This window comes from Planobispora longispora, from assembly GCF_016863135.1.
In the GTDB taxonomy this organism is placed as follows: domain Bacteria; phylum Actinomycetota; class Actinomycetes; order Streptosporangiales; family Streptosporangiaceae; genus Planobispora; species Planobispora longispora.
In genome coordinates this window covers 282,656-299,817 of record NZ_BOOH01000001.1, presented here as the reverse complement: position 1 = coordinate 299,817, position 17,162 = coordinate 282,656, and the positions used below count along the sequence as shown (strand labels likewise).

The window sequence follows — 17,162 nt, the reverse complement described above, 5'->3', positions numbered from 1 at the left end:
CCGCTCGGTAGCCTTTCCGCGTGAAACACCGAACGTCCCGCGTGAGACACCGAATGGGAATCGCCGCCCTGACCCTGGCACTGGCGGGGCCGGTCGCGGGCTGCGGCCCGGAATCGGCCGTGTCCGACTACGGGAAGGCCGTCGAGGGAGGGGTCGGCCGGACCGTCGAGATCGAGGTCACGCCCGGTCAGCGCTTCTCGCTCGTCGTGTCCGAGAACGCCTCGGTCGGCGACAGCTGGAAGCTGGGGCCCCTGCCGGACCCGAAGGTGGCCTCCTTCATCAGCGCGGAGTACGAGAGCGAGGGCGGGGAGGACGTCACCGGCGGGGGCGGGGCGCGGTACTTCGTCTTCAACGCCAAACAGCGCGGCACGGTCGTCGTCACCGTCTCCAACTGCTGGCGCTGCGGCGCCGGCCGGGTTCCCGCCGACGAGCAGAGCAGGAGCCTCTCGGGGGATGCGACCTTCCGGATCACCGTGGAGTGAGCCGGGCGCGCGCCACGCCTGGAATGCCGGGATTGCTCGATAGCCGGGGGAATCGGGAATGCTGGTGGGCATGAATCGACTGGCTGAGACCGACCTGTCCGTCAAACTGTCGAAGAAGGAGGGCAACGAGCGGCTGGACGCCGCGCTGCGCCGGTTGCTCCGGCTCCGCCTCATGCTCGGCGGGCAGATCGGCGACAAGCGCATCGGTCCCCCGCTGTGCGTGGTCTTCGAGGGCTGGGACGCCTCCGGCAAGGGCGGGGCGATCAAGCGGCTGGTCCGTCCGCTCGACCCCCGGCACGTACGGGTCGCCCAGTTCGCGGCGCCCACCTACGACGAGAAGCGCCACCACTTCCTGTGGCGGTTCTGGCCGGTGCTGCCCGGCTGGGGCGGCATGGCGGTGCTCGACCGGTCCTGGTACGGGCGGGTGCTGGTGGAGCGGGTGGAGGGTTTCGCCACCGAGGAGCAGTGGTCCCGCGCCTACGACGAGATCGTCGAGTTCGAGCGGACCCTCGCCGCCGAAGGCATGATCATGGTCAAGTTCTGGATGCACGTCTCGGAGGAGGAGCAGCTCCGCCGCTTCCACGACCGGGCCGCCGACCCGCTGCGGGTCTGGAAGCTCACCGACGAGGACTGGCGCAACCGGGACAAGCGCCCCCAGTACGAGCTCGCCGTGGAGGACATGCTGGAGCGCACCGACCACGAGGCCGCCCCCTGGCACGTGATCGCCGGTGACGACAAGCGGTACGCCCGGGTCGCGGTGGTGGAGACCGTGTGCGCGGCGGTGGAGGAGGAGCTGACGGCCCGCGGCCACGACCTGACCGACCCCGCTCCCGACGCGGCCGACGAGGACTGAGCCCGGCGCGGCTGCCCGCCGGGGGAGCCGCCGTGACTCCGGCGCAGGTCACGGAGCTCGCGGAGCTCGCGGAGCCCGCGGAGCTCGGCGGAGTTTGCCCGGGTGGGGAGGGGGCAGCGTCCCGGGCATGGGAAAGGACGGGGACGGCCGGCCGGACGGGCTCCGGCGGGCGCGGGCGCAGGGGGCGTTCAACGTGGCCTCGGGGCTCTGGCCCCTGCTGCACCTGCCCAGCTTCGAGAAGGTCTTCGGGCCCAAGCAGGACGACTGGCTCGTCCGCACGGTGGCCGGGCTGCTGCTCGGAGTGGGCTGGACCCAGCTGCGGGCCGAGGCCACCCCGGCGGGCCTGCGCGACGCCCGGCGGATCGGGGTCGCCACCGCGGCGACCCTCCTGGCCGTCGACCTGGTCTACGTGCCGCGCGGCCGGATCCGGCCCACCTACCTGCTCGACGCGGCGGCCGAGATCGCCTGGCTCGCCGTCTGGCTCCGCCGCCCCGGCGGCCGCACGGCGCGCGGCCGCCCCCGACCGGCCGCGCGCGTCCGCCGGGGCACTCGGGGACCCGGCGGTCAGAGCCGTTTCACGGAACCCTCGTAGAGGGAGTCGAGGGTGTCGCGGTAGCGCTCCTCCACCTCGCGGCGGCGGACCTTCATGCTGGGGGTCAGCTCGCCGCTCTCCACGGTGAAGTCGCCCTCCAGGATCACGAACTCCTTGACGGTCTCGTAGCCGGCCAGATCGGCGTTGACGGCCTCGATCGCCCGCCGTACCTCCTCGCGCATCCTCGGGTGCGAGCACAGCTCGGCCGGGTCGGACGGCAGGCCCTCGGCCCGCGCCCAGGGGCCGGTCACGTCGGGGTCCAGCGTCACCAGCGCCGTGCAGTAGTTGCGGCGGTCGCCGTGGACGACGACGTGGGACAGGAACGGGCAGGCGGCCTTGATCCGGCCCTCCAGGTGCTGCGGCGCGACGTACTTGCCGCCGGAGGTCTTGATCAGCTCCTTCTTCCGGTCGGTGATGCGCAGCCGCCCGGCCTCGTCGAGCTCGCCGATGTCGCCGGTGTGCAGCCAGCCGTCCCGGAGCGCCTCGGCGGTCTCCTCGGGCAGGCCGTGGTAGCCGCGCATGACGCCGTGCCCGCCGATCAGGATCTCCCCGTCCTCGGCGATCCGCACGGTGACGCCGGGCAGCGGCGGGCCGACCGTGCCGAACTTCACCTCCCCGGGCCGGTTGACGAAGCTGCCGGCCGACGACTCGGTCAGGCCGTACCCCTCCAGGATCGTCAGCCCGGCCGCGTCGAAGAACTCGGCCATCTCCCGCGAGAGCGGCGCCGAGCCGGAGATGAAGTAGCGCACCCGCCCGCCGAACCGGGCGCGGAGCCTGGCGAAGACCAGCCGGTCGGCGAGCGCGTGGCGGGCCCGCAGGCCGGGGGAGAGGGCGCGGCCCTCCTGCCGGGCGCGGCTGACCTCGATTCCGACGGCCCGCGCCCAGCGGAACAGCCGCAGCTTGATCCCGCCCTCGCGCTGCACGGTCGCCGCCACGGTGTTGTGGATCTTCTCGAAGATCCGGGGCGCGGCGGCCATCACGGTGGGCCGGACGACGCCGAGGTTGGCGGAGATGTGGTCCAGGCGGCCGTCGATCACGGTCGGCGTGCCCGCCGCGATCACCGCCACCTCCAGCAGCTTGCCGAACGAGTGGGACATCGGCAGCCAGAGGAAGTGCAGGTCGTCCGGGGTGATCAAGCCGACCTCCGTGACGGCGCGGGCGGCGCCCAGCCAGTTGCCGTGGGTCAGCTCCACGCCCTTGGGGCGGCCGGTCGTGCCCGAGGTGTAGATCAGGGTGGCCAGGTCGTCCTCGGTGACGGCGTCCACCATCCGGTCGTAGGCGGTCTCTCCCCCGGTGGAGGTCTCGTCCGCGGCGGCCCCGTCCGTCAGCCCGGCGATGTCCGGGTCCACCCGTGCGACCTGGTCGAGGGTGAGCACCCAGCCCTCCTCGTCCGCCTCGCCGTCGATGACGATCACGTGCTTGACGGCGGGGATCTCGCTCCTGACGGAGCGGAGCTTGGCCACCTGCGCGTCGTTCTCCGCGACGACCAGCACGCTGCCGGAGTCGGAGAGGATGAATGCGCACTCCGCGGCGGTGTTCGAGGGGTAGACGGCGGTGGTCGCGGCCCCGGTGGACAGGATCGCCAGATCCGCCAGGATCCACTCCACGCGGGTCCCGCAGAGCACCGCCACCCGGGTGCCGGGATCGGAGCCGAGCGCGCGCAGGCCCAGCGCCAGGGCGCGGACCCGCTCGCCGAGCTCCGTCCAGGTGAGCGAGTTCCAGCGGTCTGTCGCGGGGTGGCGGAACGCCTCCGTGTACGGTGTCGCTCGGATTCGGCTCCGCAACATCGCGGGCAGGGAACCGGTGAACTCGACGCTCATGACGCACCTCCGCTGGAGTGGCCCTCTAGAGCGTCACTCTAGCAATCGGGGGTGGAGCGGTGGCGAACGGCGCCACGCGTGAAGCGGTCATGAGTGCGGCGCTGCGGATCGTGTCCGAGGGCGGCCTGGAGGCGATGACGATCAGCCGCCTCGCCGAGGTCTCCGGGGCCTCGAACGGGAGCATCTACCACCACTTCGGCAGTCGCGGCGGTGTCGTCGGCGCGCTGTACAGGGAGAGCTTCGCCGAGCTCGTCGGGGCGATGCTTCCCGCCCTCGACGACCGCCCGGCCTGGACCGTCGTGCCCGACCTGGCCGGGCGCTTCCTCGACTGGGTCGTGGCCGAGCCGACCCGCGCGGAGTTCGTCTACCGGGCCTCGGTCGCCGGCCTGATCGAGGAGAACGGCAAGGCGGAGTTCAAGGCGCGGGTCATGGCCCCGCTGGGGGAGTGGTTCGCGGCGCGTACGGCGCGCGGCGAGCTGCGCCCGGTCCCGCTCTGGGCGCTGGACGCGGTGGTCATGGCCCCGGTCCACGAGTGCGCCCGGCGCTATCTGGCCGACCCCGAGGGGTTCGACCTGAAGGCGATCCGGCCGGAGGTCGAGTACGCGGTCTGGGCGATCGTCCGGCCGTGACCAGGGCCGGCGTGCGCGCGGTCTGGGCGATCGCCCGGCCGTGGCCCGCGCCGGACGGGTGAAGATCCGGAAGTTTTCCGAAAACCCTTGACGCGACTTTAGTCGCATCAGTAGCCTGTGGAGCGTCGTACTGCCGTCCCCCGGGAGCGTCCGTTGGAGATCTGAGGTTCCGGACACCGTGCCATGCGAGCCGTTCGTCGGCCCGGCGCGCACCCGACCTCAGCGGACCCGTCCCGCCGTTCTCCGGCGACGGCTTCTCCCGCGTGGAGCCTTCCGTGCCCTCGCGTGGTCTCCCTCTGAAGGCGTGCGTGCCTGCGGTGTCCCCGTGTCTCGATAAATCACGACACATTCTGGGAGCCGCCTCATGTCTTTCCCCTCTTTCTCGATCGTCTGCGACAGCCTCTCCTACACCTGGCCGGACGGCACGACCGTCCTGGAGGACCTCGACGCCGCGTTCCCGTCCGGCCGCACCGGCCTGATCGGGGTCAACGGCTCGGGCAAGTCCACCCTCCTGCGGCTGATCGCCGGCGAGCTCACCCCCGCCGGGGGCTCCGTCGCGGTCACCGGAGAGGTCGGCTACCTGCCGCAGAACCTCCCGCTGGGCACCGATCGCACCGTCTCCGAGCTGCTGGGCATCGCGGAGCGGCGGGCCGCGCTGCTGGCCATCGAGCGCGGGGACGTCTCGGAGGAGAACTTCGCCGTCGTCGGCGACGACTGGGACGTCGAGGAACGCGCCCGCGCCGAGCTCGACCGGCTCGGCCTGGACCACGTCGGCCTCGACCGGACGGTGGCGACGCTGTCCGGCGGCGAGACCGTCATGGTCGGGCTGGCCGCGCTGTTCCTGCGCGGTCCGGACGTGCTGCTGCTGGACGAGCCGACCAACAACCTCGACCTCGACGCGCGCCACCGGCTGTACGCGGCGGTGGAGTCGTGGACCGGGATTCTGGTGGTGGTCAGCCATGACCGCGCCCTGCTGGAGCGGGTGGACGCCATCGCCGACCTGACCGGCGGCGCGGTCCGGATGTACGGCGGCAACCTCCCGGCCTACGAGGAGATGCTCGCCGCCGAGCAGGAGGCCGCCGAGCGCATGGTCCGGGTCGCCGAGTCCGACGTGCGCCGCCAGAAGCGCGAATGGGAGCGGGCCCAGGTGAAACTGGCCCGCCGGGTCCGCTACGGGAACAAGATGTACGAGCAGAAACGGGAACCGAAGATCATCATGCAGGAGCGCAAGCGGCAGGCGCAGGTGGCGGCGGGCAAGCACCGCAACATGCACGCCGCCAAGCTCGCCGGGGCCCGCGAGCGGCTCGGCGAGGCGGAGGCGGCCGTACGCGACGACGCCGTGATCCGCATCGCGCTGCCCGAGACGGCCGTGCCCGCGGGCAAGACCGTGCTGACCCTCACCGACGTGCGGACCGTGAGCGGGACGACGGTGGAGGAACTGGTCGTGCGGGGGCCCGAGCGGATCGCGCTGCTCGGCCCCAACGGGTCCGGCAAGACCACGCTGCTGCGCACGATCGCCGGGGAGCTGGATCCGGCGGAGGGCTCGGTCGAGGTGGGCGTCCCCGGCGTGGGGTACCTGCCGCAGCGGCTGGACCTGCTGGACGACACGCTGAGCGTGGTGGACAACGTGCGCCGGTTCGCGCCGTCGGCCCCGGTCAACGCGCTGCGGGCGAGGCTCGCCCGCTTCCTGTTCCGGGGCGGGCGGGCCGACCTGCCCGCCGGGGCGCTCTCGGGCGGCGAGCGCTTCCGCGCGGTGCTGGCGGCGCTGCTCTCGGCGGAGCCGCCGCCGTGGCTGCTGTTGCTCGACGAGCCGACCAACAACCTCGACCTGGCCAGCGTCCGCCGGCTCGCGCAGGCGCTGGAGGCGTACCGGGGGGCGCTCATCGTGGCCAGCCACGACCTGCCGTTCCTGGAGGCCGCGGGGATCACCCGCCGGCTGGTCCTCGATCGTGCGGGAAGGCTGTCGGAGGAAGGGAAGGAGGGGGTAAAGGTGGAATCAAAGGAGTTTGACTCATAAGGATCGATCCGGAGATAGTGGGGCAGATGAGTATCCCCCCGGCTGCTCGCCGTCTGCTGCCATGCGCCGTGGTCACCGTGTTCGCCCTGACCGCGTGTTCTTCCTTCGTTCCCGAGCGGGAGCCCGTGCGCGGGCAGGCCACCGCGGGCGGGGTCGTGGGCTCCTTCGGCGGGGCGGGCGACGCCTCCGGCGGGGACCCGTCCGCGGCCCCCTCCACCGCGGGCCCGTCCGCCGCGCCCTCCCCGTCGGCGCTGACGGCCGAGGCCTACCGGGCCGAGCTGGAGAAGGCGGGCAAGCCCGTCAAGGAGGCGCTGCGGAAGCTGGCGGGCACCGGCGGGCTCAAGAGCCTCGACCGCCGGGTCGAGAGCACCGCGAGCGCGGCGGACGACGCCGTCGCCCGCCTGTCGGGGCTGACGCCGCCGCCCGAGCTGGCGGCCCAGCACGGCACCTACGTGGGAGCGCTGCGCGAGTTCGCCGACGCCGTCGGCGCGGCCCGCTGGGACGTGGAGTCGCAGAAGGTGTGCACCGGCTCCTCGGTCCTGGCCGAGCTGGAGAAGCTCGGGCGGCTGTCCCAGATGAAGACCGCCGCCAAGGGGCTGGAGGGGTACCCGGCCGACGTGATCTCGGTGAAGGTCGCCGAGCGCAAGAACCGCCGCCTGTCCAACGGGAAGATCATCAAGTCCGAGAGCCGCACCGGCCGCGGCTCGATGAAGGTCCACAACGGCGGCAAGCAGGACGCCGTCGTGGTGGTGACGCGCGGCGGCAAGCGGGTGCTCTCCTTCTACGTGCGGAAGAAGGGCAGGACGACGATCAGCGGCATGCGTGACGGCACCTACCGGGTCTTCTACACCACGGGCGCCGACTGGGACGGCAAGGCCCGCGCGTTCACCCGCTCGTGCGACTTCACGGAGTTCGGCAAGAAGGTGCCCTTCAAGACCACCTACTCCGGAGGGTATGTCCGCTGGAACAACTGGACGCTCACCCTGCACGCCGTCAAGGGCGGCACCGTCCAGTCCAAGCCGGTCAAGCCGGACGCCTTCCCCAAGTAGGCCCCGCCGTCCCGCGGGGGTCCCGCCGGAGAGTCTTCTCCGCGTGCCCCCCGCCGGAGAAGCCGCTCCGCGTGCGATCCGGCCGGAGAACACGAAGACCGCGATCTCGCTGAGATCGCGGTCTCGTCGTCAGCCCGGACGGGGCCTCGTCCCCCCTGATCGGATCAGGTGGAGAAGAGCATGCCGACCCAGCTGCGGTGACGGTGGTGGCCGTAGTGGCCGCCGTAGTGCGGGGCCGGAGCGCCCCAGCCGGGAGCGCCGTGGGCGGGAGGCGGAGGAGGCGGAGGCGCGGGAGTGGCGTGCTGCTGGGACCACTGGCTCTCCATGCGGGTCAGGGTCTCGAGCTCGCCGTAGTCCAGGAAGATCCCGCGACAGCCGTCGCACTGGTCGATATGGACACCATTGCGCTCATAAGTGCGCATGTTGCCGCGACACTTCGGGCACTGCATTTGGTCGATCTCCTTGCCTGGGCGTCGGGTCGTACCCACAACTTACTGCGTCGCCACACTATGGCAGGCGCTACGGAACTTAACAATCCTTTGGCAGGTATCGATCAGCACGCTCTCTACCTCGTCCAATTCCCGCTCCTGCCGCGCCGCCGTCGCCACCGCCGCCGCCGCGAGCTGTACGGTCAGCGCCTGGGCCGGGACCTCCAGCCGCTCCCACGGGTCGCCGTCCGGCGGGACCGCGCACCCGCCCTCGGCGCGGTAGGCCCCCAGGAAGCGGTGCCAGGCCTGCGGGTCCAGCAGCCCGGCCGCGAACCACGCCGCCGGCCTGGCCAGATCCCAGGCGGGGTCCCCGACGCCCATGTCGTCGGCGTCGATGAGGATCCACTCGCCCCCGTGGCGGACCATCTGCCCCATGTGCCAGTCGCCGTGCGCCAGCAACCGGGGGACGTCTCCGGTCGCGGGGGCGGAGCCGAGGCCGGGCAGGCAGTCGAAGGCGCGGCGCACGACGCGCTCGGCCGCCGAACCGCCCTTCATCCGGGCGACGACCTCGCCCACCCGCGGGGGCCCGCCCGAGGCGGGGAGCGGGGGGAGGGCCTCGGGATGCACGGCGTGCATCCTGGCCAGCAGCCGGGCGCCGGCCTCCCAGGGGGCGGCCTCCGGGGCGTCGTGATCCACCGGGACGCCGGTCGGCCAGACGGTGACCAGCCTGCCGTGCGCCTCCATGACCTCCTCGGTCACCGGCTCCAGCAGGATCCCGCGCAGCGCCGGGTGGCGGGCGGCGCGCATCCGCAGCGCCAGCGGCTCCCCGGCGGCTCCGGGGGCGTGCGCCTTGACCACGACGGAGCCGGCCCGGAGGATGACCACGTCCGGGCGGGTCGGCAGCACCTCGGGGGGCGCGTCGCCGTACCGGAGGCCGATCCGGCCCAGTTCGCCGATGAGATCGTCGCTCTCGCTCACCCGGCAAGTGAATCACAGGCCGGGACCGTTCCAGCACCGAATCTACGATGTAAAGGAGCGTGGTCGTTCGCATGCAGAACCCGCGCGAGCGTCGGGGAAAGCCTCGCCGCGCCGACGGAGGAGATCCGCGAGGAGTGGGATTCAGGGCCTCCCGCGCATACCAAGCGTTTGGTTGGATGTGGGGCATGAGACCACAGGAGATCGCGGACCGCCTGGAGATCGGCGACGTGCTGGCCCGCTACACCCACGCCATCGACACCGGCGACTGGGGCCGCCTCGACCTGGTGTTCACCCCCGACGCGGTGATCGACTACACGGCGGCCGGGGGGATCAAGGGAACCCGGGACGAGGTGCGGGCGTGGCTGGCCGAGGTGCTGTCCCAGTGGCCGGGCAGGCAGCACCTGATCGGGACGACGGCCGTCCGCTTCGAGGGGGAGGAGGCCCTGGTCACGGCCTCCTTCACCGACACGCTGGCGCCGTCCAGGGAGATGGTCGCCGCCGACGCGGCCGGATTCGTCCGGGGCGGCGGCTGGTACCACCACCGCATGATCCGCACGATGTACGGCTGGCGGAGCAGGGAACTCGTCGAGGAGCAGGCCTGGCGCACCGTGCAGTGACGCCGACCGGCCCGCGAACCGCGCGGTGACGTGCGGCGACGCCGGGCGATGCCGGGCGGTGGCACCGTGCGGCGACGCCCGGCGGTGACGCTGCACGGCGAGCGCTCCGCACCTGTCATCCTGGTTTCCTACTGTCTGGGCTATTGGGATGAACGCGGGGGAACGGTGAACGACCGTAAGCCGATCGAGTGCTGGTTGTCGGACATGGACGGGGTCCTCGTCCACGAGGGGCACCCCGTGCCCGGGGCCGACGAGTTCATCCGCCGCCTGCGCGAGAGCGGCAAGCGGTTCATGGTGCTCACCAACAACTCCATCTACACCCCGCGCGACCTGGCCGTACGGCTGCGCGCCGCGGGCCTCGAGGTGCCGCCGGAGGCGATCTGGACCTCGGCCCTGGCCACCGCGAAGTTCCTCGACGACCAGCGTCCGGGCGGCTCGGCCTACGCGGTCGGCGAGGCCGGGCTGACCACCGCCCTGCACGAGATCGGTTACGTCCTGACCGACATCGACCCCGACTACGTGGTCCTCGGCGAGACCCGCACCTACAGCTTCACCCAGATAACGCGGGCGATCCGGCTGATCGAGGGCGGCGCCCGCTTCATCGCCACCAACCCCGACCCGGTCGGTCCCTCCAACGAGGGCTCCCTGCCGGCCTGCGGGGCGGTCGCGGCGCTGATCACCAAGGCGACGGGCGTGGAGCCGTACTTCGTGGGCAAGCCCAACCCGATGATGATGCGCAGCGCGCTGCGGGCCATCGACGGGCACAGCGAGAGCACCGCGATGATCGGCGACCGGATGGACACCGACATCGTCTCCGGCATGGAGGCGGGGCTGCACACGATCCTGGTGCTCACCGGCGTGATGGCCAAGGAGCAGGTGGACCGCTACCCGTTCCGCCCGTCCCAGGTGGTCGACTCGGTCGCCGACCTGATCGACATGATCGATTGAGTTCCTGACGGCATCTGTCACCTATCGGTGCGAGGCTTCCCGGTATGACGAACGTCTATCTGGAGATCGGCCCCAAGAAGGTCTTCGCCTGCTCGGCGGAGTGGCCCGGCTGGTGCCGGATCGGGAAGTCGGAGGAGGCGGCGCTGGAGGCGCTCATGCTCTACGCGCCGCGCTACCGGACCGTCGCCGAGCGGGCCGGGCTGGTGTTCGAGCCGGGCGACCCGGTGGTCGTGGAGCGGGTCGCAGGCGGCACGACCACCGACTTCGGGGCCATCGAGGCCGTTCCCGAGCTCGACTCCGTCCCGGTGGGCGAGGAGGAGGCGCGCCGGGCCACGGCCCTGCTGCGGGCGGCGTGGGAGCTGTTCGGCGAGACCGCCGCGGACTCCCCGCAGGAGCTGCGCAAGGGCCCGCGCGGCGGCGGCCGGGACCGCGACAAGATGGTCGGTCACGTGGTCGAGGCCGAGCGCGCCTACGCCCGCAAGATCGGCGTCCGGCACAAGCCGTTCCACGACGCCGGGGGACTGGCGGCCATGCGGGCGGAGATCGCCGAGGTGCTGTCCCGGCCGTCGGACGGCGGGCCGCTCAGGCCGGGCGGCTGGCCCGCCCGGTACGCCGTCCGCCGCATGGCCTGGCACGTCATCGACCATCTCTGGGAGATGCAGGACCGCCGTCTCTGATCCGGCGGGGATGATCGCCCGCGGGCGGCCCGCCGCGTAGGGTTCCCGTATGAGAATCGGATTCGCGGCACCGGTGTCGGGGTCGTGGGCGACGCCCGCCAACATGGCCCGGATCGCTCGCAGGGCCGAGGCGCTGGGCTACCACGAGGTGTGGACGTTCCAGCGGCTGCTGTACCCCGAGGGGCACGCGATGGGGCCCGTCTACCGCAGCGTGCACGATCCGGTGGTCGCGCTGGCCTACCTCGCGGGGGTGACCAGCCGGATCCGGCTGGGGGTGGCGGTGCTGAACATGCCGTTCTTCTCGCCCGCGCTGCTGGCCAAGCAGCTCGCCAGCCTCCAGGCGGTCTCCGGTGGCAGGCTCGACGCCGGGCTCGGGCTGGGCTGGCTGCCGGAGGAGTTCGCCGCCTCGGGGGTGCCGTTCGAGCGGCGCGGCCGGCGCGCAGAGGAGTTCCTCCAGGTGCTGCGGGCGCTCTGGACGGAGGAGACCGTGCGGCACGAGGGCGAGTTCTACCGGCTGCCGCCGGTGCACCAGGATCCCCGGCCGGCCCCGCCGCCGCCGATCCTGCTGGGCGGGGGCGCGGAGGCGGCCCTGCGCCGCGCGGGGCGGCTGGCGGACGGCTGGGTGAGCGCGAGCCGGGAGGATCCGGCCGGTCTCGGCAAGAAGATCTCCGTCGTCAAGGAGGCGGCCCGCGACGCCGGGCGGGATCCCGGATCGCTGCGCTTCGTCACCCGGGCGGTCACCATGGTCCGGCCCTCGGGCGAGCCCGGCCGCAGGCTGCTGAGCGGCTCGTTCGAGGAGATCCGCGGGGACCTGGACGTCCTGGCGGCGCAGGGGGTGACCGACGTCTTCCACGATCTCAACTTCGATCCGGGGATCGGCTCGCCCGACGCCGATCCCGGGGAGTCGATGCGCCGGGCCGAGGCCGCGCTGGAGGCCCTCGCGCCCTGAGCGGTCACTCCCGGCCGATCAGCTCCGGCAGACGGGTGACGGTGGTGGCGAGATAGTCGCCCAGCTCCGGGGGGATGAGGTTGATGGCGGTGATCTCGGCGGGGTCGAGCGGGAGCCGTACCACCTCGTAGACGCCCTTGGCCGGGTCGCTGAACTCGGGCCCGCTGCGCAGGGCGAGGTCCATGGAGACCAGGCGGCAGCCGTACACGTGCTGAAGCTTGACGAGTCCCTCGCGCGGGCAGCTCAGGGTGGTCAGCGGGGTGACGTCGGTGACGGTGGCGCCCAGTTCCTCCAGCAGCTCGCGGTGGAGGGTGTGCTCCAGGGAGGCGTCCTCGGGCTCGACGTGGCCGCCCGGAGCCGACCAGTAGAGCTCCCTGCCGGGCACGGTGCGGCGGAACAGCACGAGGCGGTCGCCGTCGAGGAGGACGGCGCGGACGCTGGGGACCAGTGACATCTTCAGAATTCTCGCATTCCTCCCTTTCTCTCTTGACGTGCCCCCCTGCCGGGATTTAGACAACGGAACAAGATTCGGTCAAGAGGGAGCCCTCTGTGACGAGAACCGTTGTCCCGGGCCGCCTCGGCGCGGTCACCGGCGGAGCCCCCGCCTTCCCGCTCGCCGTGCTGTTCGGACTCAACTTCGTCGACGAGATCGACCGGCTGGCCTTCGCCACGCTCTCGCCGGAGATCCGCGAGGCGTTCGGGCTCAGCGCCACCGGGATCGGCGCGATCGGCTCGATCGTCAGCGTGTTCATCCTGCTGGCGGCGGTCCCGCTGGGCTACCTCGCCGACCGGGTCAACCGGGTGTGGCTGGTGGCCGGGGCGGCGCTGCTGTGGGGCACGATGAGCGCGCTGACCGGGCTGGTCGCCACGGTGGCGCTGCTGTTCGCGGTGCGGCTGCTGGCCGGGCTCGGCCGGGTGAGCAACGAGGTCGTCCACGCCAGCCTGCTCACCGACTACTACCCGCCGCGGGTCCACCCCCGGATCTTCCAGTTCCACCGGCTGGCCAACCCGCTCAGCCAGGTCTCCGCGATCGTCGCCGGGGCCCTCGCCGCGGCCTACGACTGGCGCCTGGCGTTCATCCTGCTGTCGATCCCGACGTTCCTGCTGCTCGGCATGGCCGTACGGCTCCGCGAGCCCGGACGCGCCCGCTCGCACACGGCCGGGAGCGACGGGAGCGGGCTGCCGTTCGCCGTCGCCACCCGGCTGCTGCTGCGGATCAGGACGCTGCGGCGGCTGTGGCTGTCGGCGCTGCTGTCGGGAATGGCGCTGGTCGCGCTGCCGCAGATGTTGTCGCTGTTCCTCGACGACGTCTTCGCGCTCGGGGCGGCGGAGCGGGGCGCGGCGCTGACCGTGGCCGGCGCCGGTCAGGTGGTGGGTCTGTTCGTCGGCGGACGCCAGGCGACCCGGGCCTCCTCGCGGGACGACTGGCACGGCGTGGCGACGGTCGCCGGCCGGGCGGCGCTGCTGTTCGCCTCGGGCCTGCTGGTCCTGGGCTGGTCGCCGTGGCCGGCGGTGGCCTTCGTGGTGATGTTCGTGATGGGGGTGGGGGGCGGCGCCTTCCTGCCGCCCTACCTGTCGCTGGTGGGCCGGGTCTCCCCGGGGGAGGTGCGCTCGCAGGCGTACGCGTGGGCGGTGTTCTGCCTCGGGGGGAGCACGCTGGCCGCGATCCCGCTGTACGCGCTGGGCGAGGCGGCCGGGTTCCGGATCGCGATGACGGTGTTCGGGCTCATCATCCTGGCCGGGGCGGCGACGGTGGTCACCGCCCGGCGCTTCGCCGCCGCCGACGCCGCGGTCAGATCTCCCGGCGGAGACGCTTGAGATCGGAGCGCTGCTTCTTGGCGGCGATGCGGCGCTCGACGGCGCCCCTGCTGGGCTTGGTGGGGCGGCGCTTCTTCGGGGGCGGGGCGACGGCCTCGCGCAGCAGCTGGGCCAGGCGCATCCCGGCGGCCTCGCGGTTGCGGAGCTGGGAGCGGAACTCGGAGGCGGCGATGGTGATGACGCCCCCGGTCAGCCGGGAGGCGAGGCGCTCCAGGGCGCGGGTCTTGAGCAGGGGAGGCAGGGACTCGGTGGCGGCCAGGTCGAAGCTGAGCTCGGCCCGGCTGTCGGTGGTGTTGACCCCCTGGCCGCCGGGTCCCGAGGAACGCGAGAACCGCCACTGGAGCTCGGTCTCGGGGATGGAGACCGAGCCGCTGATCTGAAGCGGACCGGGCATGGCGGACGACTCCTCGGGGAGAACGGACGTTTTCTTCGGGCGTCTCCTGCGGACGTCTTCCATGGAGGGAGCGGACGCCCCTCACAGGGAACGGACGTTCAGCGTAACGTTGGCTGATACCCACATTTCAAATGATTTATGCCTCGTCAGGGGATTCAGAGGGCTATACCCATTCCGGGCGGCTTGTGATGTCGCCATCCTTCCGTCACAGTGACTCCTCGGACGGCGACTTCCCGGACGGTGACTCCCGGGGCGGCGCGCCGGCCGCACCGGGGACGAGAGGCGAGGGGCCATGAACGCGATCGTCGGCGTGCACGGGATCGGCAAGTACCGCTACTACCGCGACGCGGGGAACTCGGTGGCCGGGGCGGCCGCCGCGATGCGCGACAAGTGGGACCGCTACCTGCACAGGGGGCTGACCGGCGGCGCGCCGCACAACGGGCAGCGGTACGTCACCGAGGTCGCCTACTACGCCCACCTGCTGGGCGAGGCCAAACAGGACGACGAGCCCCGCGCGGTGCAGCGCATGAGCGCCCCGGAGCAGGAGGTCTTCGTGGCCTGGGCCCGGCAGTTCGCCGGGGTGGGGGAGGGGCTGACCGGCGCGCTGCACCGGCTGACCGGCTGGCTGCTCGGGCGTCTGGCGGGCAACGCCGCCGAGTTCGCCCGGTTCTTCGCCCCCGAGGTGGCCGCCTACCTCACCGCCGACGGCGAGGCGCGGGCCGCGGCGAGGGCGGCCGTGGCCGAGGTGATCCGCCGCAACCGGCCCAGGGTGGTGATCGCGCACTCGCTGGGCAGCGTGGTGACCTACGAGACGCTCTGGGCCAATCCGGACCTGGAGGTGGAACTGCTGATCACTCTCGGCAGCCCGCTCGGCATGCGCGACGTCGTCTTCGAACGCCTGCTGCCCTCCCCGGTCAACGGCTGGGGCCAGCGGCCCCGTCAGGTGCGGCGATGGGTGAACATCGCCGACAAGGACGACATCGCGGCCATCCCGGCGAGCCTGCGGGCGTGCTTCACCGGGGTGGACCAGGAGTTCATGGTCAACCTCGACTGGATCGACTTCCACACCGTGGAGAAGTACCTCGGCTGCGGGGCCCTCAACGACCACCTGAAGCCGTACCTGCCCTGAGGGAGCCCTGCCCCTGACGGCGGATCTTCGCCGTCCGGCGGGAGAGATGTCACCTGAAGTCCTGCCTCCGTTCAATCACGGTGGGTAATGCGCTTTCCTGTGCGATGACTGTTCACTTCCCCTTGAATCCCAGGTCATGGGCGCGACAGCTGGAACGTCTGCACTGGACGGGTGAAGCAGAGTCTGTCACGCAGGGTGTTCATGTCCGTCGCCGCCGCGGGTGCGAGCGGCCTGGTGCTCAACGGGACGGGACAGGCCGCGGGCGTGACCCCGGCCATGCGGTCCCGCGCCCTCGCCGGCGACCCGTTCATCCTGGGGGTCGCCTCCGGTGATCCGTCCCAGGACGGGGTCGTGCTGTGGACCCGGCTCGCGCTCGACCCGTTCGGACTGAACGGCCGCGGCGCCATGCCGGCCCGGGACGTGGAGGTGCGCTGGCAGCTGGCGGCCGACGAGAGGTTCACGAAGGTGGTGCGCTCCGGCTCCGCGACCGCGGGCTGGCAGCGGGCGCACAGCGTCCACGTCGAGCTGGAGGGGCTGGAGCCCGGCAGGGAGTACTTCTACCGCTTCCGCGCCGAGGGGCACCTGTCGCCGCCGGGCCGTACCCGCACCGCCCCGGCCGCGGACGCCGCGCCGTCCCCGCTGACGTTCGCCGTGGCCGCGTGCGCCCACTACGAGCACGGCTACTACACGGCCTACCGCCGGCTGGCCGAGCAGGAGCCGGAGCTGGTGGTGCACCTGGGCGACTACATGTACGAGTACGCGCCGCAGGGGTACACCGCGATCGGCGGCGCCGTACGGCAGCACACGCCCGGCAAGTGCGAGACCCTGGCCGACTACCGGATGCGGCACGCGCAGTACAAGAGCGACCCCGACCTGCAGGCCGCGCACGCGGCCGCGCCCTGGCTGGTCGCCTTCGACGACCACGAGGTCGAGAACAACTGGGCCGCGGGGGTCTCCAGCACCGGCGCGCCGGCGTTCGCGCGGCGCAGGGCCAACGCCTTCCGGGCCTACTACGAGAACATGCCGCTGCGGCGCTCCAGCGTGCCCGGCGGGGCGTCGATGCGGGTGCACCGGCGGGTGGACTGGGGGCCGCTGGCCCGGTTCCACCTGCTCGACACCCGCCAGTTCCGCGACGACCAGGCCTGCGAGGACGGCGTCAGGGCGGGCTGCGACGAACGGCTGGCGCCGGAGCGCACCCTGCTGGGCGAGGACCAGCGGCGCTGGCTGCTCGACGGGCTCGCGTCCTCCGAGGCCCGGTGGAACCTGGTCGGCCAGCAGATCATCATGGCCCAGCGCGACCACCGGGTGGGACCGGGCACCGAGGTGAACCTGGACTCCTGGGACGGCTACGCCGCCGAGCGCACCCGCCTGCTGACCGGGTTCCGCGACTCCGGCGCGTCCAACCCGGTGGTGCTGACCGGGGACGCGCACATGCACCACGCGGCCGACCTCAGGCTCGACTTCGACGACCCGGACTCGCCCCGCGTGGGGGTGGAGCTGGTGACCTCGTCCGTCTCCAGTGACGGCGACGGCTACCGGGACGAGGGCCGGGTCGCCGGGCTGACGACCGAGAACCGGCACATCTCCTACCTCGACCAGCGGCGCGGCTACATCGCCTGCCGCCTGACGGCCGAGGAGCTCCAGGCCGACTTCCGGGTCCTGGACTACATCAGCCGCCGCGGGGCCGAGGCCGGGACGGGCGCCCGGTTCACCGTGCCGTCGGGTGAGAGCGCCCTCGATCCCCGCTGACCGCGCGGGAGTTACGAATCTTATTGGCGAAAT

The 17,162-nt window shown here is 72.4% G+C and carries 18 protein-coding genes; 13 read left to right on the top strand and 5 right to left on the bottom strand.

Annotated elements, in window-relative coordinates; translation table 11 throughout:
* Positions 1 to 53 precede the first annotated feature (53 nt).
* The 3 genes from Plo01_RS01350 to Plo01_RS01340 all read left to right on the top strand — a co-directional run bounded on the left by Plo01_RS01350 (position 54) and on the right by Plo01_RS01340 (position 1,927).
* Positions 54 to 482 (top strand): protease inhibitor I42 family protein, encoded by a 429-nt coding sequence (locus tag Plo01_RS01350; protein WP_203888578.1) that lies wholly within the window; start codon positions 54 to 56, stop codon positions 480 to 482.
* 70 nt (positions 483 to 552) lie between these two features.
* Positions 553 to 1,335, top strand: coding sequence for a polyphosphate kinase 2 family protein (locus Plo01_RS01345; protein WP_203888577.1), 783 nt, complete (start codon positions 553 to 555; stop codon positions 1,333 to 1,335).
* Positions 1,336 to 1,462: 127 nt separating this feature from the next.
* Positions 1,463 to 1,927: a hypothetical protein gene (locus tag Plo01_RS01340; protein WP_203888576.1), complete on the top strand. Its 465-nt coding sequence runs from the start codon at positions 1,463 to 1,465 to the stop codon at positions 1,925 to 1,927.
* On the opposite strand, the gene Plo01_RS01335 is transcribed toward Plo01_RS01340, so the two are convergent.
* Entirely contained in the window at positions 1,900 to 3,747 is a 1,848-nt protein-coding gene (locus Plo01_RS01335; protein ID WP_239315734.1) for an AMP-dependent synthetase/ligase, read from the bottom strand. The two genes, Plo01_RS01340 and Plo01_RS01335, sit on opposite strands and share 28 nt — an antisense overlap.
* 89 nt (positions 3,748 to 3,836) lie before the next feature.
* On the opposite strand from Plo01_RS01335, the gene Plo01_RS01330 reads away from it, so the two are divergent.
* The 3 genes from Plo01_RS01330 to Plo01_RS01320 all read left to right on the top strand — a co-directional run bounded on the left by Plo01_RS01330 (position 3,837) and on the right by Plo01_RS01320 (position 7,442).
* A complete protein-coding gene (locus tag Plo01_RS01330; RefSeq protein ID WP_203888575.1) occupies positions 3,837 to 4,376 on the top strand; it encodes a TetR/AcrR family transcriptional regulator in 540 nt (179 codons plus the stop codon).
* A 364-nt stretch (positions 4,377 to 4,740) separates the two neighbouring features.
* The gene (locus Plo01_RS01325) at positions 4,741 to 6,393 is read left to right on the top strand and encodes an ABC-F family ATP-binding cassette domain-containing protein (protein ID WP_203888574.1); all 1,653 of its coding nucleotides are present in this window, start codon (positions 4,741 to 4,743) and stop codon (positions 6,391 to 6,393) included.
* A gap of 26 nt (positions 6,394 to 6,419) precedes the next feature.
* Positions 6,420 to 7,442, top strand: coding sequence for a hypothetical protein (locus Plo01_RS01320; RefSeq protein WP_203888573.1), 1,023 nt, complete (start codon positions 6,420 to 6,422; stop codon positions 7,440 to 7,442).
* A gap of 164 nt (positions 7,443 to 7,606) precedes the next feature.
* Here the strand turns inward: Plo01_RS01320 and Plo01_RS01315 are convergent, their stop codons facing one another.
* Together Plo01_RS01315 and Plo01_RS01310 are read right to left on the bottom strand one after the other, a co-directional pair.
* On the bottom strand, positions 7,607 to 7,891 hold the full coding sequence (locus Plo01_RS01315) for a TFIIB-type zinc ribbon-containing protein (RefSeq protein WP_203888572.1): 285 nt from the start codon (positions 7,889 to 7,891) through the stop codon (positions 7,607 to 7,609).
* A 42-nt stretch (positions 7,892 to 7,933) separates the two neighbouring features.
* Positions 7,934 to 8,848, bottom strand: coding sequence for a phosphotransferase (locus Plo01_RS01310; protein ID WP_203888571.1), 915 nt, complete (start codon positions 8,846 to 8,848; stop codon positions 7,934 to 7,936).
* 185 nt (positions 8,849 to 9,033) lie between these two features.
* On the opposite strand from Plo01_RS01310, the gene Plo01_RS01305 reads away from it, so the two are divergent.
* From Plo01_RS01305 to Plo01_RS01290, 4 genes are all read left to right on the top strand, one after another.
* Positions 9,034 to 9,465 (top strand): nuclear transport factor 2 family protein, encoded by a 432-nt coding sequence (locus Plo01_RS01305; RefSeq protein WP_203888570.1) that lies wholly within the window; start codon positions 9,034 to 9,036, stop codon positions 9,463 to 9,465.
* A gap of 165 nt (positions 9,466 to 9,630) precedes the next feature.
* Positions 9,631 to 10,413: an HAD-IIA family hydrolase gene (locus Plo01_RS01300; RefSeq protein ID WP_203888569.1), complete on the top strand. Its 783-nt coding sequence runs from the start codon at positions 9,631 to 9,633 to the stop codon at positions 10,411 to 10,413.
* 44 nt (positions 10,414 to 10,457) lie between these two features.
* Positions 10,458 to 11,090 carry a hypothetical protein gene (locus Plo01_RS01295; protein WP_203888568.1) on the top strand — a complete coding sequence of 211 codons (633 nt, stop codon included), beginning with the start codon at positions 10,458 to 10,460 and terminating at the stop codon, positions 11,088 to 11,090.
* 49 nt (positions 11,091 to 11,139) lie between these two features.
* The gene (locus tag Plo01_RS01290) at positions 11,140 to 12,039 is read left to right on the top strand and encodes a TIGR03619 family F420-dependent LLM class oxidoreductase (protein WP_203888567.1); all 900 of its coding nucleotides are present in this window, start codon (positions 11,140 to 11,142) and stop codon (positions 12,037 to 12,039) included.
* 4 nt (positions 12,040 to 12,043) lie between these two features.
* Here Plo01_RS01290 and Plo01_RS01285 read toward each other — a convergent pair whose 3' ends face one another.
* Entirely contained in the window at positions 12,044 to 12,493 is a 450-nt protein-coding gene (locus Plo01_RS01285) for an NUDIX hydrolase (RefSeq protein ID WP_203888566.1), read from the bottom strand.
* Between the two features lie 95 nt (positions 12,494 to 12,588).
* Here Plo01_RS01285 and Plo01_RS01280 point away from each other — a divergent pair, with 95 nt between their 5' ends.
* Positions 12,589 to 13,857, top strand: coding sequence for an MFS transporter (locus Plo01_RS01280; protein WP_203888565.1), 1,269 nt, complete (start codon positions 12,589 to 12,591; stop codon positions 13,855 to 13,857).
* Here Plo01_RS01280 and arfB read toward each other — a convergent pair.
* Complete coding sequence (arfB, locus tag Plo01_RS01275) at positions 13,832 to 14,251, bottom strand: alternative ribosome rescue aminoacyl-tRNA hydrolase ArfB (protein WP_203888564.1); 420 nt, start codon at positions 14,249 to 14,251, stop codon at positions 13,832 to 13,834. The genes Plo01_RS01280 and arfB overlap by 26 nt on opposite strands.
* Before the next feature lie 292 nt (positions 14,252 to 14,543).
* Here arfB and Plo01_RS01270 point away from each other — a divergent pair, with 292 nt between their 5' ends.
* Both Plo01_RS01270 and Plo01_RS01265 read left to right on the top strand, forming a co-directional pair.
* Positions 14,544 to 15,380 carry a hypothetical protein gene (locus tag Plo01_RS01270; protein WP_203888563.1) on the top strand — a complete coding sequence of 279 codons (837 nt, stop codon included), beginning with the start codon at positions 14,544 to 14,546 and terminating at the stop codon, positions 15,378 to 15,380.
* Between the two features lie 171 nt (positions 15,381 to 15,551).
* The gene (locus Plo01_RS01265) at positions 15,552 to 17,129 is read left to right on the top strand and encodes an alkaline phosphatase D family protein (RefSeq protein ID WP_203888562.1); all 1,578 of its coding nucleotides are present in this window, start codon (positions 15,552 to 15,554) and stop codon (positions 17,127 to 17,129) included.
* Positions 17,130 to 17,162 lie beyond the last annotated feature (33 nt).